General features: G+C 58.8%; 17 protein-coding genes and 3 tRNA genes. 14 read left to right on the plus strand and 6 right to left on the minus strand.

Going from position 1 to position 21,581, the window contains the following annotated elements; translation table 11 throughout:
* Window position 1: 1 nt before the first annotated feature.
* From QP891_RS03655 to QP891_RS03675, 5 genes are all read right to left on the minus strand, one after another.
* Window positions 2-1,579 (minus strand): phospho-sugar mutase, encoded by a 1,578-nt coding sequence (locus tag QP891_RS03655; protein WP_284770891.1) that lies wholly within the window; start codon window positions 1,577-1,579, stop codon window positions 2-4.
* A 3-nt stretch (window positions 1,580-1,582) separates the two neighbouring features.
* A complete protein-coding gene (deoC, locus tag QP891_RS03660) occupies window positions 1,583-2,242 on the minus strand; it encodes a deoxyribose-phosphate aldolase (protein WP_284770892.1) in 660 nt (219 codons plus the stop codon).
* A gap of 11 nt (window positions 2,243-2,253) precedes the next feature.
* Window positions 2,254-3,609: an MFS transporter gene (locus tag QP891_RS03665; RefSeq protein ID WP_284770893.1), complete on the minus strand. Its 1,356-nt coding sequence runs from the start codon at window positions 3,607-3,609 to the stop codon at window positions 2,254-2,256.
* 28 nt (window positions 3,610-3,637) lie between these two features.
* Window positions 3,638-4,363, minus strand: coding sequence for a purine-nucleoside phosphorylase (gene deoD, locus QP891_RS03670; protein ID WP_284770894.1), 726 nt, complete (start codon window positions 4,361-4,363; stop codon window positions 3,638-3,640).
* A 92-nt stretch (window positions 4,364-4,455) separates the two neighbouring features.
* Window positions 4,456-5,412 carry a sugar-binding transcriptional regulator gene (locus QP891_RS03675; protein WP_284816957.1) on the minus strand — a complete coding sequence of 319 codons (957 nt, stop codon included), beginning with the start codon at window positions 5,410-5,412 and terminating at the stop codon, window positions 4,456-4,458.
* Window positions 5,413-5,586: 174 nt separating this feature from the next.
* Between QP891_RS03675 and QP891_RS03680 the strand changes: the two genes are divergently transcribed.
* From QP891_RS03680 to rplA, 7 genes are all read left to right on the plus strand, one after another.
* Window positions 5,587-5,662 (plus strand) — tRNA-Thr (locus QP891_RS03680).
* A gap of 48 nt (window positions 5,663-5,710) precedes the next feature.
* Window positions 5,711-5,782: transfer RNA gene (locus tag QP891_RS03685), tRNA-Met, on the plus strand.
* A gap of 137 nt (window positions 5,783-5,919) precedes the next feature.
* A tRNA-Trp gene (locus tag QP891_RS03690) sits at window positions 5,920-5,992 on the plus strand.
* Window positions 5,993-6,165: 173 nt separating this feature from the next.
* Entirely contained in the window at window positions 6,166-6,498 is a 333-nt protein-coding gene (secE, locus tag QP891_RS03695) for a preprotein translocase subunit SecE (RefSeq protein ID WP_284770896.1), read from the plus strand.
* A 129-nt stretch (window positions 6,499-6,627) separates the two neighbouring features.
* Window positions 6,628-7,515: a transcription termination/antitermination protein NusG gene (gene nusG / locus QP891_RS03700; protein WP_284770897.1), complete on the plus strand. Its 888-nt coding sequence runs from the start codon at window positions 6,628-6,630 to the stop codon at window positions 7,513-7,515.
* A 170-nt stretch (window positions 7,516-7,685) separates the two neighbouring features.
* Window positions 7,686-8,129 (plus strand): 50S ribosomal protein L11, encoded by a 444-nt coding sequence (gene rplK / locus QP891_RS03705; RefSeq protein WP_023016714.1) that lies wholly within the window; start codon window positions 7,686-7,688, stop codon window positions 8,127-8,129.
* 68 nt (window positions 8,130-8,197) lie between these two features.
* On the plus strand, window positions 8,198-8,902 hold the full coding sequence (gene rplA / locus QP891_RS03710) for a 50S ribosomal protein L1 (protein ID WP_284770898.1): 705 nt from the start codon (window positions 8,198-8,200) through the stop codon (window positions 8,900-8,902).
* 110 nt (window positions 8,903-9,012) lie between these two features.
* Here the strand turns inward: rplA and QP891_RS03715 are convergent, their stop codons facing one another.
* Complete coding sequence (locus tag QP891_RS03715) at window positions 9,013-10,353, minus strand: cryptochrome/photolyase family protein (protein ID WP_284770899.1); 1,341 nt, start codon at window positions 10,351-10,353, stop codon at window positions 9,013-9,015.
* 286 nt (window positions 10,354-10,639) lie between these two features.
* Between QP891_RS03715 and rplJ the strand changes: the two genes are divergently transcribed.
* From rplJ to QP891_RS03750, 7 genes are all read left to right on the plus strand, one after another.
* The gene (rplJ, locus tag QP891_RS03720; RefSeq protein ID WP_023025159.1) at window positions 10,640-11,161 is read left to right on the plus strand and encodes a 50S ribosomal protein L10; all 522 of its coding nucleotides are present in this window, start codon (window positions 10,640-10,642) and stop codon (window positions 11,159-11,161) included.
* Between the two features lie 88 nt (window positions 11,162-11,249).
* Entirely contained in the window at window positions 11,250-11,639 is a 390-nt protein-coding gene (gene rplL / locus QP891_RS03725; RefSeq protein ID WP_005276856.1) for a 50S ribosomal protein L7/L12, read from the plus strand.
* 173 nt (window positions 11,640-11,812) lie between these two features.
* Window positions 11,813-12,091, plus strand: a complete 279-nt coding sequence (locus tag QP891_RS03730) for a type II toxin-antitoxin system RelE/ParE family toxin (RefSeq protein ID WP_284642670.1) — start codon at window positions 11,813-11,815, stop codon at window positions 12,089-12,091.
* Window positions 12,066-12,401: a HigA family addiction module antitoxin gene (locus QP891_RS03735; protein ID WP_284770900.1), complete on the plus strand. Its 336-nt coding sequence runs from the start codon at window positions 12,066-12,068 to the stop codon at window positions 12,399-12,401. Before QP891_RS03730 ends, QP891_RS03735 begins: the two co-directional genes overlap by 26 nt.
* Before the next feature lie 76 nt (window positions 12,402-12,477).
* Window positions 12,478-13,491 carry a cell envelope lipid trafficking protein PgfA gene (gene pgfA / locus QP891_RS03740; protein ID WP_284770901.1) on the plus strand — a complete coding sequence of 338 codons (1,014 nt, stop codon included), beginning with the start codon at window positions 12,478-12,480 and terminating at the stop codon, window positions 13,489-13,491.
* A 375-nt stretch (window positions 13,492-13,866) separates the two neighbouring features.
* A complete protein-coding gene (gene rpoB / locus QP891_RS03745; RefSeq protein WP_284816958.1) occupies window positions 13,867-17,361 on the plus strand; it encodes a DNA-directed RNA polymerase subunit beta in 3,495 nt (1,164 codons plus the stop codon).
* A gap of 132 nt (window positions 17,362-17,493) precedes the next feature.
* The gene (locus QP891_RS03750; RefSeq protein WP_284770903.1) at window positions 17,494-21,489 is read left to right on the plus strand and encodes a DNA-directed RNA polymerase subunit beta'; all 3,996 of its coding nucleotides are present in this window, start codon (window positions 17,494-17,496) and stop codon (window positions 21,487-21,489) included.
* Window positions 21,490-21,581 lie beyond the last annotated feature (92 nt).

Genomic DNA, 21,581 nt, shown 5'->3' on the forward strand with positions numbered 1-21,581 from the left:
CTTAGAGCCCAAAGTAATCGCGCAGATCGGCCGCGATGGCATCGAGGCGACCGGCGTCGGGGGACTCTAGGTAGCACTTGAGCTTGGGCTCGGTGCCGGAGGGGCGAACGATGACGCGGTCATCGTTCTCGGTGAAGAGCTTCGAGCCTTGGGCGAACTTTTCCACCTTGGACACTGGGGAGCCGGCGAGCTCGGTCGGCGGGGTAGCAGAGACCTTGTCCATTGCTTGGGTAATCAGGCTCAAGTCCTCGACGCGGAAGGTCAGAGGCTGCGTGTGCAGGGCGCCGACCGTGGCGTAGATATCATCCAAGCGGTCCAGGAGGCTGCTTCCGGCTGCCTTGCATTCGGCGGCGAGGCTGGCAAGCACCACGGAGGTGGAGATGCCGTCCTTATCGCGCACTGCGTTGGGATCGGGGCAGAAACCAATAGCTTCTTCGTAGCCGAAGGCCAGTTCCGGGGTGCGGGCGATCCACTTGAAACCGGTCAGGGTTTCCTCGTGGCCGAGGCCGTAGTGCGCGGCGATGCGCCCGAGCAGGCGGGACGATACGAGGGAGTTGGCGAAGTTGCCGGTAGCGCCGCGGCGAGCGAGGTAATCGCCAAGCAAGGCACCGGTCTCATCGCCACTGAGCTGGCGCCAGGTGCCATCGGTGGGAACGGCGGCGGCGCAGCGATCGGCGTCAGGGTCATAAGCGATAAGGATATCGGCACCGATTTTCTCGGCATGCTGAATACCAAGGTCTAGGGCGCCGGGCTCTTCCGGGTTGGGGAAAGAAACCGTGGGGAAATCGGGGTCAGGAGCAGCCTGTTCCGGCACCAGCGAGACATTAAAGCCGCAGCGAGACAGCAGTTCCTTACCCAGTTCGGCACCCACGCCGTGCATGGCGGTCAAAGCGATGGTGATATCGGTATTTTCACCGACCAACGCGGCTGCACGGTCGAGGTACTCCGCGCGGGTATCGACGTCCTCGATGTGATCGGAGGTGAGCGGGACCTCATCGGCATAGGGGGCCTTAGCGATGACGGCGGCGATTTCCTTATCGGCCGGGGAGATGAGCTGCACGCCCTCGCCCGGGCCGGTGGCAACGCGGCCACCCAGGTACACCTTGTAGCCATTATCGGCGGGCGGGTTGTGGGAGGCGGTAACCATAATGCCGGCGTCCGCGCCCAAAGAACGCACCGTGAAGGCGGTCAGCGGGGTCGGATTCTGCGCAGGCAGGACTAAGGCCTTTCCGCCAGCGGCGGAGATAACCTGCGCGGCATCGCGCTGGAACTGCGCGGAGCCGTGGCGGGCATCGCAGCCGATGACAACGACCGGGGTATCGACCTGCTGCTTGAGCCAGGTAATAAGACCGTAGGTGGTGCGAATGACCACGGCGCGGTTCATGCGGGATTCGCCCGCGCCCACGGCAGCGCGCAGGCCCGCGGTACCAAAGTTCAGGGGGCCCGCGAAGGCGGCGGCGAGTTCTTCGGAGTTATCTTCCTCGATCCACGTGAGCACCTGACGGGCGGTGTCCGCATCCGGATCGTGTTCGGCCCAAGTGCGGGCGTAGTCGATATCGAAGGTCTTATCCACAGACATGGCTTAAAGCTCCTCGAGGATCTTGGCAGAGGAGGACAGCCCCAGGCGGCTGGCGCCGGCCTCGATCATGGCGAGGGCATCCTCGGCGGTACGGATGCCGCCGGAGGCCTTCACGCCCAGCTTGTCGCCTACGGTCTCGCGCATGAGCTTGACTGCGTGGGTGGAGGCACCGCCGGCGGGGTGGAAACCTGTGGAGGTCTTTACAAAGTCCGCCTGAGCGGCAGCGGCGGCCTGGCAGGCGAGGACAATGGCGGCATCGGAAAGCGCGGCAGACTCGATGATGACCTTGAGCACCTCGCCTGGGATGGCATCGCGCACGGCCTGGATTTCTGCCTGCAGCTCCTCGGCGCGGCCCTCGATGGCCAGCGGGATGTTGATGACCATGTCTACTTCCTCGGCGCCATCGGCAACCGCGCGGGCTGCCTCAGCAGCCTTGATTTCCGGCTTGACGGCGCCGGAAGGAAAGCCCACGACCGTGGCGACGTGGAGGGACTCTGGGGTCTCGAGCGGCAGGGCGGAAGGGGAGACGCACACGGCATAGGTGCCAAGCTCGGTGGCCTCTTCTACCAAGGTGCGGAACTGCTCCGGGGTGGCCTCTGGCTTGAGCAGGGTGTGGTCGATGTAGGAAGCAACGTCTGAGCGGGTGAGGTTCTGGGAAGTCATGATTTTCTCCTTTAGGAAACTGGGGCGGGTTCGTTTTTAGCCATCTTCAGATCTGAAATGATGTACAGCGCGGAACCGAAGAGGGCGATGACGGTGAGAATGAGCAGGGTGGTGGTGTAGCTGGTGGACTCCATCAGCTTGGCGGTGTACGCAATGCCCAGCGGGATGGCGATATTGATGGTGAGGTTATAAAAGCCGATGGCGATACCGGACTTGGCTGCGGTGATATTGCGCAGCGCAGTATTGACCAGTGGTGCATACATCAGGGAAAAGCCGCTGGCAAAGGCAATGATGGTGATAACAAGCACGGCCACGTGAACCTGTGCAAAGAGCGCGGCAATGAATAAGGAACCTGCAACCAAAGCAAAAGCGGTATAGATGGTGGATCGAGACGAGAGCACCGTGCCGATCTTGCCGGATAAAACACCGACGAGCACGGCGCAGGCATAGCCAGGAATGAGCAACAACGAAGCACGGTCAAGGCTCATGCCGTGCAGGTCTTGGGCTGCATAGGGAAGCAGGAAGATAAAGCCCAGCTGGGTGGAATAGACAAAGAGCACCATGACGATGGTCCACACGTAGCGTCCATTGGTAAAGAATTCCGGGGTGACCACGGGGTTCTTTGCGTTCTTGATGTGCACGATGAACAGGACTAAGCCAATGGCTGCCAAGACGAGCCAGTACCAGGCGTAATCCTGCATAAACATGATGAGAGCGCTGGCGAAGACGGCGACAAAGAACAGGCCAAGTGCGTCCAGGTGGCCCTCCACGGCCTCATCTTCCGGCACATTTTTAATGATGGGCGGAATGGTGAGCAGGAGGATAAGTGGGATGAGGAACATCGCCGTCCAGGACACGTAAGTGGAGATGACCCCAGAGGTCAGCGCACCAATGAGCAGGCCGGCCTGGAAGGCAGCGGTGGAAAAGCCGAGGTAGGTCTTTTGATCATCCTCACTCAAGTGCTTGGTCACGTAGATGACATAGAGCGTCTCAGCGGCGGCCAAACCGGTGGTCTGAATCAAACGCCCAGTCAACACCATGGCCCACGAACCGGAGAAAATGAAAGCCAGGATGGAACCCACGGCCACAAACCCGATACCGGTCAGCATGAGCTTCCGAATAGAGATGGAGTCCGCCAAGGCGGCGTAGACGACGGCACCGATACCAATGATGACGCCGGCCAGCGAGGCCTGCAGCGAAGCGGTCTTATCGGAGATCTCCAGCGCTTCCGCGATCGGCATGGTCATCGTCTTGAATCCATTGTCAATGATGAGAGAGAAGACGAAGACGAAAAGGAGGATAGGGACGGCCGCCTTGGGGTTAACCTGGGTGCGATCCCCCGGCATGGCCTTAACTTTTTTCAGCATGGAAGTTGTCCTTTGTGGGAAGAGGAGCTTAGTCGACTGCGTTAAGCGGCAAGGCGAGTTTCATCATGGTGTGGAATGCACTCTGGCGGTCCTCGGCAGAAAGCTGGGTGCCGTTGACCACATTGTCTGAGACGGTGAATAGGCCCAAGGCGTCGACACCGGCCTCGGCGGCGGTGGCATAGAGTGCGGCGGATTCCATTTCCACACCAAGCACGCCCATGTGCGCCCAGCGGCCGTTGACGGTCTTATCCATGTGGTAGAACATGTCAGAACTTAGGATATTGCCCACGTGGATCGGGGTCTCCTGGCGCTCGGCCTCATCTACCAGCGCCTTGAGTAGCTTCCAAGATGCGGTGGGGGCGTAGGTGCCCGGCAGGTCATACTGTGACAGGAAGTTGGAATCGGTAGAAGCAGAAGATGCCACGATGACATCGTGCAATTCGATGTCTTCTTGCATAGCACCGATGGAGCCGACGCGGATGAGCTTTTTCGCACCGAACTTATGGATCAATTCCCAGGAGTAGATACCGATAGAGGGAATTCCCATACCGGTGCCCATAACGGAGATGGGCTTGCCGTTGTAGGTGCCGGTAAAGCCCAGCATGTTGCGGATTTCATTGAATTGGACGACATCTTCCAAGAAGGTATCCGCGATGAATTTGGCGCGGAGGGGATCGCCGGGCAGCAAAACGGTCTCTGCGATGGGGGTGCCGTGCGGGTTGATGTGCGGGGTGGAAATCTCAGTCTGAGACATGGAGTACTCCTCAACGTGGACTGGTGGACTGTGTCACCAGTCAGTTTAGCCCCCGCGGCACCAATGTCAATGAAATAATTAACAAATGTGCATTAATGGTGAGGAAGGCGACTCTCTGTAGAGTTCACCAGTTTGTGCGCCGTGGTTTGATCCGTGACTAGGTGGGTGGCAAGGCCCATATCCAAGGCGACCTGTAGTGCCTCGGCCTTATGAGCACCGCCGGCTACTAAGACGCGGGTGGGACGCGTTGCTAAATCGCTCAGGCTAATGCCAACGGTGCGCTCATCCACCGCCTGGCTGGCAACGTCGCCTTGGGTGGTGAAAAAGCGCGAGCATACATCTCCCACAGCATTGGTGAGCAATTCTTCCTCTTCGCTTTCGGTGAGATATCCCAAATTAAGTGCGAGCGATTCTTTCTTCATCGCGCCGACGGTAAATACCGCCACGCTTACTGATGCCCCCATCTGCAAAATCTTGGCAATATGCCTATCGCGGGAGACCCACTCTTTGGCCTCGACGGAATCGAAGATCACCGGGAGGGGAAGCAGGTGGGCCTCGGCATTAAAGGCCTGGGTAAATGCCTGCATAGTCTGCAGATCCTTGGTGGAGCGCTCCGAGCGAGAATGCCCGCCCTTGAGCTGGATGATGTCCACACCCTCCAGTGGCCGCTTGCGCAAATGGGAGGCCACCGCGGACATGGTTTCGCCCCAGGACAAGCCCACCGAGGTGTGATCGGTAATGAGCTCTTCCAATAGGGCGGCGCCAGCGCTGCCTAAATCCGCGAGCAGGGATCCGCCGGGAGGGGTGGCGGTGACGCGGGCATCGGCAAGCGAAAAGCGCTCGCAGAGCGCAGAAACCAGCTCATCGGACTGCTCGCGGGGATCGGTAATACTCACGGTGACAAAGCCGCGCTCGGCGGCATGAGTGAGTAACTTGGAGACCGTCGGCCGGGAAATCCCCAGGTGAGCCGCCACCTCCGCCTGCGAGAACCCGGAGTTGTAGTAGAGCTTCGCGGCGTCGATAGAAAGACAGTCTTTATGATCCAGCATGTCTTTCATTCAAACACACCGGGTGGCGAGGACCAGCATCGAATAAGCCCCGGAAATTTCTTCACTTATGGGTGCTGACGTGGCGATTTGTGCAAAGTGGAGGTGTCAGGTTACATTATTGAAGTCCGCAACGGAGAGCACAACGAAATATTGATGTGCTTGATGCTGGGATGTGCCCCCTTAGCTCAGTCGGCAGAGCGTTTCCATGGTAAGGAAAAGGTCGACAGTTCGATTCTGTCAGGGGGCTCCATTCATGTCTGGAGGAAATATCTTCCTGCAGGATGAAGGTGTTCACCATGGCGGTGTAGCTCAGTGGTAGAGCAAGCGACTCATAATCGCTGTGTCGCGAGTTCAATTCTCGCCATCGCTACCGGGAAAGAAAAGCGCCATTACGGCGCTTTTTTACTACCGTGCCTATGGCCTTAGCGGTGTACTGGTTTCCGTGAGGAATTAGGTATCTGGTAAGGTCATCGGCGCGTGACGTTCTAGAGTCACGAAAAATAAAATAGGGGCGTGGCGCAATTGGTAGCGCAACGGTCTCCAAAACCGTAGGTTGCAGGTTCGAGTCCTGTCGCCCCTGCAAGGATCCCCGGCATCTGCTTTCCAGATGGCGGGGATATTTTTGTCACAGATGCGGCTCACCCGCCCTGGCATGCTTTCCTGCCCGTGCACCTTTTGCTAGGGTTGACAAAGTTATGTCTGGGCGGAGGTTCATGCCTAGAAAAAGATTTCACTTCCCAAGGAGGGTTAGCTGTGAGCGATGAGCAGCAGCCGAAGGACTCGGCGGCCCCGCGTCCTACCGGTAAGCGCCAGCTTTCTGGTGCGGCTTCCACGACCTCCACGGACTCGGCGAAGAAGAACGTGGTCCGCGTTGAGGATAAAAACAGCACCGAGAGCCCGGGTGGCGGCGTCGCCGCATTCCCCGGCGAGGTTGTCTCTGAAATGAAGAAGGTGGTCTGGCCCACCCGTGGAGAGATGCTGCAGTACACCCTCATCACGTTCGCCTTCTTGATCGTCATCACCGCGCTTGTTTGGGGCGTCGATACCCTGGCTGGCCTCGGAGTTGAGAAGATTCTGACTAATTAGCTAGAATGACCCCACAATCTTTTATCCCGCTGTTTCCGCACTCCGGAACGGCGGGATACTTTTTGCCCACACGCGCCGCGGGTAGGCTGGTTCTACAACACGCGCCGATGACATTTTGGAGTACCACTCATGAGCGACGAAAATAACGTCGAAAACCCAGGAACCTCCCTAGAGGAGGCCATGCAGTCCAACGTGCAGGAGCAGGCTGCAGAGCACGCCAGCGCAGTCGAGGACGCCCAAGAGGAGGCCGCAGCACCGGCTCAGGCTGACATCGCTGGCGCAGAAGACGCTGCGCTTGCCGATGCCCCCGCGGCGGAGGCCGAGTCCGCCGAAGAGAGCGCCGCCGAAACCGAGGAAGAAGCTGAGGACGCCGCTTACCGCAAGCGCCTGCGCGAATTCACCCGCGAGCTGAAGAAGCAGCCGGGCCAGTGGTACATCATCCAGTGCTACTCCGGCTACGAAAACAAGGTGCGCACAAACCTCGACATGCGTGCGCAGACCCTTGAGGTGGAAGACTCCATCTTCGAGGTCGTCGTCCCCATCGAGCAGATCATGGAAAACAAGGACGGCAAGAAGAAGATTGTAAAGCGCAAGCTGCTGCCGGGCTATGTTCTGGTACGTGCTGAGCTTAACGATGCCGCCTGGTCGGTCATCCGCGAAACCCCCGGCGTGACCTCCTTCGTGGGCAATGAAGGCAACGCGACGCCGGTGAAGACCCGCGACGTGGCTAAGTTCCTCATGCCGAATGAAGCTCCCGCCACCAAGGGCGAGGCCGCCCCGAACGAGCAAGAGGGCGAGCAGGTCGTTGAAATGCCGGAGAAGGAAGTGGCCAAGAAGTACGCCCACGACTTCGAGGTGGGCGAGGCCGTTACCATCCTGTCCGGCCCGCTGGCTGCCGTGTCCGCTACCATCTCCGAAATTGACCCGGAGACCGGCAAGATGCAGGGCCTAGTCTCCATCTTCGGCCGCGAAACCCCAGTGGAGTTGTCGCCGACGGAAATCGAGCGCATTTCTTAAAAAATGATTTTGTGCAGGGCGTACGGTGTTCTAGACTGGAACGCCGTGCGCCTTTTGCGTGCGCACACGTAAATCGTTTCATCCTCCGGTGGCCCACTGAGGTGAGCATCCGGACGGGCCGCGTTATTCATCGTGACGCAGGTTCGGTACCACAGGAAAGAGGTAATTCGATGGCTCCAAAGAAGAAGGTATCTGGCTTCATCAAGCTGCAGATCGAGGCTGGCGCCGCTAACCCGGCACCGCCAGTTGGCCCGGCACTGGGTGCCCACGGCGTCAACATCATGGAATTCTGCAAGGCTTATAACGCCGCTACCGAGAACCAGCGTGGCAACGTGGTTCCTGTTGAGATCACCGTCTACGAAGACCGCTCCTTCGACTTCAAGCTGAAGACCCCGCCGGCAGCCAAGCTGCTGCTGAAGGCCGCTGGCGTCCAGAAGGGTTCCGGTGTTCCGCACACCGATAAGGTCGGCACCGTCACCTGGGATCAGTGCAAGGAAATTGCACAGACCAAGTTCGAGGACCTCAACGCCCGCGACATCGAGGCCGGCGCACACATCATCGCTGGTACCGCCCGCTCCATGGGCCTTAACATCGATGGCGCACCGGAGAAGTAAAAACTTTATGTGGTAGGGCCAGCTTCGGCCCGCCAAATACCACGCCAATCCAGAAAAGGAATTGTTAAATGAGCACCAAGTCTAAGGCTTATAAGGCCGCTGCGGAACTTGTAGATAAGTCCCGCCTGTACCGTCCGATCGAGGCCGCAAAGCTGGCCAAGGAGACCTCCTCCAAGAACTTCGACGCCACCGTTGACGTCGTCTTCCGCTTGGGCGTTGACCCACGCAAGGCTGACCAGCTGGTGCGCGGCACCGTTTCCCTGCCTAACGGCACCGGTAAGGACGTTCGCGTCGCCGTTTTCGCAGAGGGCGAAAAGGCTACCGCAGCTCAGGAAGCTGGCGCTGACATCGTCGGCACCTCCGAGTTGATCGAGCAGATCAACGAGGGCAACCTGAACTTCGACGTTGCCATCGCTACCCCCGACCAGATGGCCAAGGTTGGCCGCGTCGCCCGCGTCTTGGGCCCACGTGGTCTGATGCCTAACCCGAAGACCGGTACCGTGACCAATGACGTTGCTAAGGCAATTAGCGAGGTTAAGGGCGGTAAGATCTCCTTCCGCGTGGACAAGGCTGCAAACCTGCACGCCATCCTTGGTAAGGCTTCCTTCGATGCTGAGAAGCTCGCTGAGAACTACGGCGCCCTCATGGATGAGATCCAGCGCCTGAAGCCCGCTTCCGCTAAGGGCATCTACATCAAGCGTGCCACCATCTCCACCACCTCCGGTCCAGGCATTCCTGTGGACGGCTCCGTGCAGAAGGGCTACACCGACTAAGACGGTGATAGCGCATAGCGCGTGAATGAAGACCCCGAGGATTTTCCTTGGGGTCTTTTGCATCGTTCAACAGGCCTTGCGGTGTGAACGAAAAGTCTAGGTATTGAGCGTTAGTCTGCGCCTTTGATCTCGGCGTAGGCATCTAGGGCCGCCTGTCGCGACTGCCTGAGATCCACGATGGGTGGGGCGGATAACGTGGGAGCCCAGCGGCGGATATAGGCGCCTTCGGGGTCGAAGCGCTGTGCCTGGGTTTCAGGGTTGAAGATGCGGAAGAAGGGCGCGGCATCATCGCCGCAGCCGGCCACCCATTGCCAGTTAAATGGGTTGGACGCGGCATCGGCATCCACCAGGGTGTCCCAAAACCATTCCTCGCCTAGGCGCCAATGGATTCCCAGGTTCTTGGTAAGAAACGAACCCACCACCATGCGCACGCGGTTGTGCATGTAGCCGGTGTGCCAGAGCTCGCGCATACCGGCATCGACAAGTGGGATGCCCGTCGTACCCTCCTGCCAATCCTTTAGCCGCGGGTCATCCCAGGACCAGTCGAAGCGGTTGAATTTTTTCCGCACGTTGCGGGTGGCCAGATCGGGCAGGTGGTAGAGCCGGTGCCAGGCAAAGTCGCGCCACAGCAACTCGGACTGAAATTTCTCCGCGTCGGGCTCCTCGGCGGCGGCCACCCAAACTTCGCGTGGGGATACCTCGCCAAAGCGCAGGTGCGGCGATAGCAGAGAGGTGGCGTTGTGCGCGGGTATATCGCGTTCTCTGGCATAGTGAGTTAAGTCGAGCTGGGCTAGGCGTTCGCGCGCACCTGCCTCCCCTGGCGTCCAATACTGGGCGAGCGACGCAGCCCACTGCGGTTCAGCGGCGCTGGGATCAGGCCAGCTGCTGCTTGCCGATGCCCCCATCTCCCGCCGCGACAGCAATTCCGGCACGGGCAGCGGTTCGTCATCAGCGAGTTGGGACCGCGCGGCGGCCCCAAAGGGAGTAAAGACCTTATAAGGCTTGCCCTGGCCATTAGTTACCTTCCATGGCTCCACGAGGGTGAAACCGGGGTAGGAGGTGGCGTTAATTCCGGAATCTGCGAGCGCTGCTTTTACTGTGGCGTCGACTTCGCGCAGCGGGCCGTGGTAGCGGCGGGTCCAGGTGACGGTATCGGCGCCAATCTCCCGGGCGGTGCGGGGAATGACGGCGCGGGCATCCCCGGTAGCGCGGAGAAGCTTCACTCCGCAGGTTGCGAGGTCCTGTGCAAGGGCATAAAGCGAGCGCTCCCGCCACCAATTGCTGGCACCACCGAGTGGTCGGGTCCCGGGGTAGGCGGGCTCATCGAGAACTATCGCCACTAACTCTGGCTTTGAACCATCTTTATCATCGGTGGCGGCTTGCGCTGCGCGGGTGAGAGCCTGGTTATCGGATAAGCGCAGGTCATCGCGAAACCACATGAGGGAAGTCATAGTAGATAGCCTACGTGGCTGGGCAATTTGGGAATACGAGGAAAGTACGGTAGTATCGATTGTGAAGTTTGAACGGCCTTGCGGCCGAGTCAAAGTTCACCGAAGACCGTTGGTCATCCATTAAGGATTGAAAGTTCTCCACCATGGAGGCGGCCCACGCAGGAGACACTTTGCGCATTCCGCGGCATTTCTCATGTCGCACGCCCTGTGCTCTTGCACGGGGCTTTTCTTTTTGGAAGGCCCCGGCGGAAAATAAAAGAGATGTTTTGGAAGGAGGCGAGAGACAATGGCAAACCCAAAGAACACTGCAGACTTGGCAGAGCTGAAGGAGAAGCTGGCCGATTCTAGCTCCGTCGTTTTGACTGAGTACCGCGGCCTGACCGTATCCCAGCTGCAGGAGCTGCGTAACAACCTGGGCTTTGACGTTGACTACTCCGTCGCCAAGAACACCCTCTTCAAGATCGCTGCCAACGAAGCTGGCATCGAAGGTCTTGATGATTTGCTGACTGGCCCGACCGCAATTGCGTTCATCAAGGGCGAGGCAGTAGATGCTGCGAAGGTCATCACCAAGTTTGCTGATGACAACAAGGCACTCGTCATCAAGGGTGGCTACATGGACGGCGACGCATTGTCTGCGGAGCAGGTTCAGGCCATCGCCAAGCTGGACAACCGCGAGACCACCCTCGCAAAGCTGGCTGGCGCTATGAAGGGTTCTATGGCGAAGGCAGCCGCTGTCTTCAACGCTCCTGCAACCAAGGCGGTTCGCACCGTTGTTGCTCTGCAGGACAAGAAGGAAGCAGAAGCTTAAGTCGTCACAAAAGACGCACACATAAAACACCGTGCCTGTTACCCCATCACCGGGGAACAAGCACACAACACAGAAAGGACTTGCCATCATGGCTAAGCTCACCAAGGACGAGCTCATTGAAGCTTTCAAGGAAATGACCCTCATCGAACTGTCTGAGTTCGTTAAGGAATTCGAGGACGTCTTCGACGTTGAGGCTGCTGCACCGGTTGCCGCTGCTGCACCGGGCGCCCCGGCTGAGGGCGGCGCTTCCGCTGCTGAGGAGCAGACCGAGTTCGACGTCGTTCTGACCGACGCTGGCGCTAAGAAGATCGGCGTTATTAAGGCTGTCCGCGAGCTCGTTTCCGGCCTGGGCCTGAAGGAAGCTAAGGAAATGGTTGAGGGTGCACCTAAGGCCATCATCGAAGGCGCTTCCAAGGACGACGCTGAGGCTGCTAAGACCAAGCTGGAAGAGGCTGGCGCTTCCGTCGAGCTCAAGTAATTTAACTGAGCTTCACGCTTTCGAAGCCCCCACTCTTACCGCGCTAAATGCGGTGGGAGATGGGGGTTTCTCCCGTTTTGCGGGTTCCTTGAGCTTAGTGGGTCGTTGCGACGACTCTAATAATGATTGTCTCAGCGGTAGACTCAAGTTTCAAAGTGTGACACTATAGGATTGTGGAATTTAGGAGAGATAGCTTAGAGCTGTTTCACATTAATGGTAAATCGCCCAAGTACGTACCTCCTGAATTGCGGAAAGTATTACGCCGGAAGTTGATCATGATTGATCGATCTGCGACAGTTTCTGATTTAAGAGTTCCGCCAGCGAATCACCTGGAAAAGCTTAGAGGTCAGTTCGAAGGCTTTTATTCGATTCGAGTAAATGCACAGTGGAGGATAATTTTCCGGTGGACAGAGAAGGGAGCTATCGATGTTGACTTCATCGATTACCACTAATGGGTCTGAAGGAGCACTGGACATAGTCCCTGTGCCGCACCCAGGTGAGGTATTAAGCGAAGAGTTTTTAACGCCTTTAGGTATTACTCAATATCGCTTGGCGAAGGACGTTTTTAGCAGCAAATCCCAGATTTCGAAGCTTGTCCGAGGGCGAATTGGATTGAGCGCGGATATGGCTTTGCGTCTTTCGGCATATTTTGGCAATTCCGCCGAATTCTGGTTGGGATTGCAAGAAGAATATGACCTTTGGTGCGCTCGGCGCACGACGGACACGAGCGGCATTATTGCCTGGGATAAGCACATGGCGTAGGAATCTTAGGTTTAGTCCGCTCGAGCCCGCCTGTAGAAACTAGGATTTGGGGGCTAGCGCTGTAGAATTAGCCCCCATGCTGCCCAAGTCCCGCATCTTTTCCGTCCTTTTACTTGGCCTCGGCGTAGCGCTGGTGGCCGCCGGAGTAGCGGCGCCGGCGTTTTTGGATTTCTCGCCGCGGTTGCCGTTGGAACTCAAAAACACCGCGTGGACCCTTAAGGATGACTCCGCGGATTCCCAAGTGGTCAATAAGGATGGCACGTCGCCTTATTCTGGGCCGATGACCTACCAGATTAATGCGAGCATCCAAGAGCCTTCAGATGAAGATACCGCGACGCTGCGCATAGGGGAGACGCGCCTGCGCGGCGATGGTCAGGGCATCGACGATTTAAGCCAGGCGCAGGTGTGGACCTATCCCATGGACCGCCTGAGCGGTGAGGCAGAGGCAGAAGCCAGCCTGAGCCACACTTTGGCTAGCCCCGAAGATCAGGTGGCCATCGACGGGTACTGGCTGAAATTCCCAGCGGATGCGGAGAAAACGAACTACCCGGTTTTTGACCCCACCCTGCGCAAGGCGGTGGACGCGGTCTTTGAAGAAGAAACTGACATAGAAGGCCGCACGGTGTATCGCTATCACCAGGAAATTGAACCAACGAACGTAGCGCAGCTGTATGCCGCCGATGGCAATACCACCTCCTTCCCCAAGGAAGATGGGGGTCAAGAACCTGGTTATTTGATGCACTCGGGCAGCCGAGACTTCTACGTCGACCAAGCCACCGGCTTGGTGGTGGGCATGGATATGGATATCGATGACTACTACGCGGATCGCGAGGGGGTAGGGCGCGAGCGAGCCTTTGTCTTTAATGGTTCCACTTCACAGGAAAGCCGTGCGGCGCTCATCGCGGAAGCAGAATCATTCCCACGCAACCACGTGGCGGAGATCGCGCGCTGGGTAGCCCTAGGAATCGGTATCTTGCTTACCTTTATTGGGGTCATTGGGGCACTTGGAATATATGACCGTAAAAACAAGCATGTACGCCGTCGCGGAAAGAAAAACGTCACCCAAATAGCTAGGCAAAGTTCCAGCTAAGAGCCTTAAGTGTGGTTCGGGTTGCGGTTGCATGAGTTTTTAGTGGTACGGTGCTTGTGGTTGCCGCGATAGACGCGGTGCAGCATTACTGCCGCGTTGGCGCAGCGGCGAGCGAGAGCTTGCCCCCGAACGCGGAATGAAAAAGCCTTAAGAGTGGTGTGTCTTTACATACCTGAGTTTTTCCTATACACTAATTCGTTGCGCTGGAATCTGGATCTTCGGTGCACATTTAGCCTTTCGGGTTGGTGATGGCAAAACCGACTTGACAAGGTGATTTTGTGCATTCTGAACCCAGACACTCCACAGCAGACCGAATGCTAAAATTACCAGCGGTTTTGCTGCTCGTCGGCCAGGGCGAGTAGCAATCCGCGTGAGGTGCTGGAAGGACCCATCTTGGCAGTCTCCCGCCAGACCAAGTCAGTGGCCAATATCCCCGGAGCCCCGAAGCGATACTCGTTTGCGAAAATTAGCGAGCCTATCGCCCTGCCGGGCCTCCTTGACGTACAACTCGATTCCTTTGCTTGGCTCGTCGGCTCGCCGGAATGGCGCGAGCGTGAGCAGGCTGAGCGCGGCGATGACGCACGCGTGACGAGTGGCCTTGAGGATATCCTCGAAGAGCTCTCGCCGATTCAGGACTACTCGGGCAATATGTCCCTGTCCTTGTCGGAGCCTCGCTTCGAGCCGGTGAAAAACACCGCCGATGAGTGTAAAGAAAAGGACATCAACTACTCCGCGCCGCTGTACGTGACCGCAGAGTTTATTAATAACGACACCCAAGAGATTAAGTCGCAGACCGTCTTCATCGGTGACTTCCCGATCATGACGGATATGGGTACCTTCATCGTGAACGGTACCGAGCGCGTCATCGTCTCCCAGCTGGTGCGTTCCCCGGGTGTGTACTTCGATCGTTCCATCGATAAGTCCACCGAACGCCCGCTGCACTCCGTGAAGATTATTCCTTCCCGCGGTGCTTGGCTGGAGTTCGACGTGGACAAGCGCGATACCGTCGGCGTGCGCATTGACCGCAAGCGCCGCCAGCCGGTAACCGTCCTGTTGAAGGCACTGGGTTGGACCGAGGAGCAGATCAGGGAGCGCTTCAGCTTCTCTGAGCTCATGATGTCCACCCTAGAATCTGACGGTGTATCCAACACCGATGAAGCGCTGCTGGAGATCTACCGCAAGCAGCGCCCGGGCGAGCAGCCTACCCGCGAGTTGGCGCAGTCCTTGTTGGATAACTCCTTCTTCCGCGCTAAGCGCTATGACCTTGCCAAGGTTGGCCGCTACAAGGCCAACCGCAAGCTGGGCCTTGGCGGCGACCACGACGGTCTGATGACCCTGACTGAAGAAGACATCGCCGTCACCCTGGAGTACTTGGTACGCCTGCACGTTGGCGAGCGTGAGATGAAGGCACCAAACGGCGAGATGATCTCGCTGAACACCGACGACATCGACCACTTTGGCAACCGTCGTCTGCGCACCGTGGGTGAGCTCATCCAGAACCAGGTCCGTGTTGGCCTGTCCCGCATGGAACGCGTCGTGCGCGAGCGCATGACCACCCAGGACGCCGAGTCCATCACGCCGACGTCCCTGATTAACGTGCGCCCGGTCTCTGCTGCTATCCGCGAGTTCTTTGGTACTTCGCAGCTCTCGCAGTTCATGGACCACAACAACTCCCTGTCTGGCCTGACCCACAAGCGTCGCTTGTCCGCACTGGGCCCAGGTGGTCTGTCCCGTGAGCGCGCCGGCATTGAGGTGCGAGACGTGCACGCTTCGCACTACGGCCGCATGTGCCCGATTGAGACCCCTGAGGGTCCAAACATTGGTCTGATTGGTGCGCTGGCGTCCTACGCCCGCGTGAACCCCTTCGGCTTCATCGAGACCCCGTACCGCAAGGTCGTTGACGGCAAGGTTACGGACCAAGTGGAATACCTCACCGCTGATGAGGAGGACCGCTTCGCCATTGCTCAGGCCGAGGTTGAGCAGGACGAGGAAGGCCGTTTGATTGGCGAGCGCATCGAGGTCCGCTTGAAGGAAGGTGACATCGGAGTGACCGATGCCTCCGGTGTGGACTACGTTGACGTTTCCCCGCGCCAGATGGTCTCCGTTGGTACCGCCATGATTCCGTTCTTGGAGCACGACGATGCTAACCGTGCCTTGATGGGTGCGAACATGCAGAAGCAGGCGGTTCCGCTGGTTCGTTCCGAGGCCCCACTGGTGGGTACCGGTATGGAGCAGCGCGCTGCCTACGACGCTGGTGACGTCGTCATCACGCCAAAGGCCGGTGTGGTTGAAAACGTTACCGCTGACGTCATTACCATTATGGACGATGAGGGTCAGCGCGATACCTACATCCTGCGTAAGTTCGAGCGCACCAACCAGGGCACCAACTACAACCAGACCCCGCTGGTGTCCATGGGACAGCGCGTAGAGGCCGGCCAGGTTTTGGCCGATGGCCCAGGTACCCATAATGGTGAGATGTCGCTCGGCCGCAACCTGCTGGTTGCGTTCATGCCGTGGGAAGGCCACAACTACGAGGACGCCATCATCCTTAACCAGCGCATCGTGGAGGAGGACATCCTGACCTCCGTCCACATCGAAGAGCACGAGATCGATGCTCGTGACACCAAGCTGGGCGCCGAGGAAATCACCCGCGAAATTCCAAACGTCGCTGAGGATGTCTTGAGCGACCTCGATGAGCGCGGCATCATCCGTATCGGTGCTGACGTTCGTGCCGGCGATATCCTAGTGGGTAAGGTCACCCCGAAGGGTGAGACCGAGCTGACTCCGGAAGAGCGCCTGCTGCGCGCCATCTTCGGTGAGAAGGCCCGCGAGGTGCGCGATACCTCCATGAAGGTTCCGCACGGTGAGGTGGGCAAGGTTATTGGCGTTGCTCGCTTCTCCCGCGATGATGACGACGACCTGGCACCTGGCGTCAACGAGATGATCCGCGTGTACGTGGCACAAAAGCGCAAGATCCAGGACGGCGATAAGATGGCCGGCCGCCACGGCAACAAGGGTGTTGTGGGCAAGATCCTGCCGCCAGAGGATATGCCGTTCATGGAGGATGGCACCCCGGTGGACATCCTGCTGAACACCCACGGTGTGCCGCGTCGTATGAACATCGGCCAGGTGCTTGAGTTGCACTTGGGCTGGCTGGCTCACGCTGGTTGGAAGGTCGACACCGAGGATCCGGCTAACGCCGAGCTCCTCAAGACCTTGCCGGAAGAGCTTTACGATGTCCCTGCGGACTCCCTGACCGCCACCCCGGTCTTCGATGGTGCTACCAACCACGAGATCGAGCGCCTGTTGGCATCGTCCCGCCCGAACCGCGACGGCGACGTACTGGTCAATGAGCACGGTAAGGCCACGCTTTTCGATGGCCGCTCGGGCGAGCCGTACAAGTACCCCATCTCCGTGGGCTACATGTACATGCTCAAGCTGCACCACCTGGTTGATGAGAAGATTCACGCTCGTTCCACTGGTCCTTACTCCATGATTACCCAGCAGCCACTGGGTGGTAAGGCTCAGTTCGGTGGCCAGCGCTTCGGTGAGATGGAGGTGTGGGCAATGCAGGCTTATGGCGCTGCCTACACCCTGCAGGAGCTCTTGACCATTAAGTCCGATGACGTGGTGGGCCGCGTGAAGGTCTACGAGGCCATCGTGAAGGGCGACAACATCCCAGATCCGGGCATCCCTGAGTCCTTCAAGGTGTTGCTCAAGGAGCTGCAGTCCCTGTGCCTGAACGTGGAAGTTCTTTCCACCGACGGCACTCCGATGGAGCTGTCTGGCTCTGATGACGATGACATGGATAGCCCATCGCTTGGCATTAACTTGTCCCGCGATGAGGGCTCTTCCGCAGACATCGCCTAAATAGATTCTCGGTCCACTGCGGAATGCATGGTTCCGGTGCCTAACACCGGGACCGCCGCGGGCGGGCAATAAAGATTAATTCATTAAAAGCCATCAATTCCTCAGATGACGAGGATGAAAGGGAGACATTACGTGTTTGACGTAAATCTCTTCGACGAGCTCCGCATCGGTCTGGCCACTGCTGACGATATCCGTCGCTGGTCTAAGGGCGAGGTTAAAAAGCCCGAGACCATTAACTACCGCACGCTGAAGCCGGAAAAGGACGGCTTGTTCTGCGAGCGCATTTTCGGACCTACCCGTGACTGGGAGTGTGCTTGTGGTAAGTACAAGCGCGTCCGTTACAAGGGCATCATCTGTGAGCGTTGCGGCGTAGAGGTCACCAAGTCCAAGGTGCGCCGTGAGCGCATGGGCCACATTGAACTGGCCGCTCCGGTAACCCACATCTGGTACTTCAAGGGCGTTCCTTCCCGCCTAGGCTACCTGCTGGACCTGGCTCCGAAGGACCTTGAGCGCATCATCTACTTCGCTGCCAACATCATCACCTCGGTTGATGAAGAGGCTCGCCACAACGACCAGTCCACTCTGGAAGCAGAAATGCTGCTGGAAAAGAAGGACGTTGAGGACGATACCGAGTCCGAGATCGCAGAGCGCGCTTCCAAGCTCGAGTCCGACTTGGCAGAACTGGAGGCAGCCGGTGCGCGTGCCGATGCCCGCAAGAAGGTACAGAACGCTGCCGATAAGGAAATGCAGCACATCCGCGAGCGCGGCGAGCGCGAGGTCGCGCGCTTGGATGAAATCTGGAACACCTTCCTGAAGCTTGCTCCGAAGCAGATGGTCATCGATGAGACCATTTACGAAGAGCTGGTTGACCGCTACGAGGATTACTTCACCGGCGGCATGGGTGCAGAAGCCATCCAGACCTTGGTACGCAATTTCGACCTCGAGGCAGAGGCCGAGGAGCTGCGTGAGATCATCAACAACGGCAAGGGCCAAAAGAAGATGCGCGCGCTTAAGCGCCTCAAGGTTGTTGCCGCATTCCTGAACTCCGGCAATGACCCGGCAGGCATGGTGCTGGACGCAATTCCGGTTATCCCGCCTGAGCTGCGCCCGATGGTGCAGCTGGACGGTGGCCGCTTCGCCACCTCGGACCTGAATGACCTGTACCGCCGCGTTATCAACCGCAATAACCGCCTGAAGCGCATGATCGACCTGGGTGCACCAGAGATCATCGTGAATAACGAGAAGCGCATGCTGCAGGAGTCTGTGGACGCGCTCTTCGATAACGGCCGCCGTGGCCGTCCGGTTACCGGCCCGGGCAACCGCCCGTTGAAGTCTCTGTCTGACTTGCTCAAGGGTAAGCAGGGGCGTTTCCGGCAGAACCTGCTGGGTAAGCGCGTGGACTACTCCGGTCGTTCCGTTATTATCGTCGGCCCCCAGCTGAAGCTGCACGAGTGTGGTCTGCCGAAGCTCATGGCACTCGAGCTGTTCAAGCCCTTCGTTATGAAGCGCTTGGTCGAAAACGACTACGCCCAGAACATCAAGTCTGCAAAGCGCATGGTGGAGCGCCAGCGCCCAGAGGTGTGGGACGTGCTGGAGCAGGCCATTTCTGAGCACCCTGTGATGCTCAACCGTGCGCCTACGCTGCACCGCCTGGGTATTCAGGCCTTCGAGCCGAAGCTGGTTGAGGGTAAGGCTATTCAGCTGCACCCGCTGGCCTGTGAGGCCTTCAACGCCGACTTCGACGGTGACCAGATGGCAGTTCACCTGCCGCTATCCGCAGAAGCACAGGCAGAGGCTCGCGTGCTGATGCTGGCTTCCAACAACATTCTGTCCCCGGCATCCGGTAAGCCGCTGGCTATGCCGCGTCTGGACATGGTGACCGGCCTGTACTACCTCACCATGGACAAGGCAGAGGACGAGATCGGCGGCAACGGTCGCTACCGCGAGGCTGGCGAGGACTACCCGGCAACCGGCGTCTACTCCTCCTACGCTGAGGCCCTGATGGCGTATGACCGTGGCACGGTTGGTCTGCAGGCGCCGATCAAGGTCCGCATCGATCACCTGCGTCCGCCAGAGGACATCGAGGCAGAGCTCTTCCCAGATGGATGGTCCAAGGGCCAGGCATGGTTGGGCTACACCACCATCGGCCGCATCATGTTCAACGAGCTGCTGCCGTGGAACTACCCGTACCTTGAGGGCATCATGGTCCGCAAGGGCGGCGGCACCGACGGCAAGGTGCTCATTGGTGACGTGGTCAATGACTTGGCCACCAAGTACCCAATGATCACCGTGGCCCAGGTTCTGGACAACATGAAGGACGCTGGCTTCTACTGGGCAACCCGTTCCGGTGTGACCATTACGATGTCTGACGTGCTGGTGCTGCCGAATAAGACCGAGATCCTCGAGTCTTATGAGAAGGAAGCAGAGCGCATCGAGCGTAAGTACTGGGAGCAGGGTGCTCTCACGGAGCGCGAGCGTTATGACCGCCTGGTTGAGCTGTGGAAGGATGCTACCGACACCGTTGGTGAGGCCGTCGAGAACATCTACCCGGATTACAACCCAATTCCGATGATTGTGAAGTCGGGTGCTGCCGGTAACATGCGTCAGATCTGGACGCTGGCCGGTATGAAGGGCATGGTTGTGAACTCGCACGGTGATTACATCACCCGTCCTATTAAGACCTCCTTCCGCGAAGGCCTGTCCGTGCTGGAGTACTTCAACAACTCCCACGGTTCCCGTAAGGGTCTGGCCGATACCGCGCTGCGTACCGCTGACTCGGGTTACCTCACCCGCCGTCTGGTGGACGTCGCTCAGGACGTCATCGTCCGCGAAGAGGACTGTGGCACCCGCCAGGGCGTGCGCGTTCCTATCGGCGAGGTTTCCGGCGACAAGGTCGTCCTCTCCGAGCTGTGGGAGACCTCCGCTTCCGGTCGCGTGCTTGCCACCGATGTCAAGGATGAGAACGGCGAAGTCGTCGCAGAGGCTGGTGCAGACTTGACCGAGGAGCTTACGCAGAAGCTTCTCGATGCCAAGGTCACCGACGTCAAGGTTCGCTCCGTGCTGACCTGCCAGACCCCGGCTGGTGTCTGTGCTAAGTGCTACGGCAAGTCCATGGCATCCGGCCAGTTGGTCGACATCGGCGAGGCCGTCGGCATCGTGGCTGCACAGTCCATTGGTGAGCCTGGTACCCAGCTGACCATGCGTACCTTCCACCAGGGTGGTGTCGGTGGCGACATTACCGGTGGTCTGCCGCGTGTGCAGGAGCTCTTCGAGGCCCGTAACCCGAAGAACCGCGCACCGATTGCCTCCGTGGACGGCACCGTGTCCTTGTCCGATGAAGGTAACTTCTGGACCATGACCATTACCCCGGATGACGGCTCTGATGACGTGGTTTACGAGAAGCTGTCCAAGCGCCAGGGTCTGGCCCAGGTGCGTCGCCCGATGGAGTCCAACCCGGATGCGATGATCGAGCGTTCCTTGCGGGACGGCGACCACGTTGAGACCGGTGACCGGTTGATGCGTGGTGCGGCTGACCCGCACGACGTGCTCGAGGTTCTGGGCCGTCGCGGCGTGGAGCAGCACCTCATCAACGAGGTGCAGGCCGTGTACCGCACCCAGGGTGTGGCTATCCACGACAAGCACATCGAGATCATCATCCGCCAGATGCTGCGCCGCGGTACCGTCATCGACGCCGGTACCACGGAGCTGCTGCCGGGTAACCTGATCGACCTTTCTGAGGCCAAGCAGATGAACGCTGCACAGGTCGCAGAAGGCGGCGAGCCGGCACAGCTGCGCTCGGAAATTATGGGTATTACCAAGGCCTCCTTGGCTACCGAGTCCTGGCTGTCCGCAGCTTCGTTCCAGGAGACCACGCGTGTGCTTACCGATGCCGCTATTAACAAGCGCTCCGATAAGCTCATCGGTCTCAAGGAGAACGTCATCATCGGTAAGCTGATCCCGGCCGGTACCGGTATCTCGCGCTACCGCAATATCTCCGTCAAGCCGACCGAGGCTGCGCGCAACGCCGCATACTCGATTCCGACTTACGGCGATTCCATCTACGGCGATGATGGCTTCGGTGAATTCACCGGCGCTTCCGTCCCGCTAGATGAGGACTTCACCTTCTAAGTCCTAGAGCGCGTGTGCCCCGCGGTACCGCGTCCAGTCAGAGCCCCCGCTTCCGTGCGTAACGGTAAGCGGGGGCTCGTGTCGTTGAGGTT

Source organism: Corynebacterium sp. MSK310 (assembly GCF_030227355.1).
Taxonomy (GTDB): Bacteria; Actinomycetota; Actinomycetes; order Mycobacteriales; family Mycobacteriaceae; genus Corynebacterium; species Corynebacterium rhinophilum.

Coding starts and splice junctions, on each gene's coding strand:
- QP891_RS03655 (WP_284770891.1), bottom strand. CDS start 1,579: ATGTCTGTGGATAAGACCTTCGATATCGACTACGCCCGCACTTGGGCC.
- deoC (WP_284770892.1), bottom strand. CDS start 2,242: ATGACTTCCCAGAACCTCACCCGCTCAGACGTTGCTTCCTACATCGAC.
- QP891_RS03665 (WP_284770893.1), bottom strand. CDS start 3,609: ATGCTGAAAAAAGTTAAGGCCATGCCGGGGGATCGCACCCAGGTTAAC.
- deoD (WP_284770894.1), bottom strand. CDS start 4,363: ATGTCTCAGACTGAGATTTCCACCCCGCACATCAACCCGCACGGCACC.
- QP891_RS03675 (WP_284816957.1), bottom strand. CDS start 5,412: ATGCTGGATCATAAAGACTGTCTTTCTATCGACGCCGCGAAGCTCTAC.
- nusG (WP_284770897.1), top strand. CDS start 6,628: ATGAGCGACGAAAATAACGTCGAAAACCCAGGAACCTCCCTAGAGGAG.
- rplK (WP_023016714.1), top strand. CDS start 7,686: ATGGCTCCAAAGAAGAAGGTATCTGGCTTCATCAAGCTGCAGATCGAG.
- rplA (WP_284770898.1), top strand. CDS start 8,198: ATGAGCACCAAGTCTAAGGCTTATAAGGCCGCTGCGGAACTTGTAGAT.
- QP891_RS03715 (WP_284770899.1), bottom strand. CDS start 10,353: ATGACTTCCCTCATGTGGTTTCGCGATGACCTGCGCTTATCCGATAAC.
- rplJ (WP_023025159.1), top strand. CDS start 10,640: ATGGCAAACCCAAAGAACACTGCAGACTTGGCAGAGCTGAAGGAGAAG.
- rplL (WP_005276856.1), top strand. CDS start 11,250: ATGGCTAAGCTCACCAAGGACGAGCTCATTGAAGCTTTCAAGGAAATG.
- QP891_RS03735 (WP_284770900.1), top strand. CDS start 12,066: ATGTTGACTTCATCGATTACCACTAATGGGTCTGAAGGAGCACTGGAC.
- pgfA (WP_284770901.1), top strand. CDS start 12,478: ATGCTGCCCAAGTCCCGCATCTTTTCCGTCCTTTTACTTGGCCTCGGC.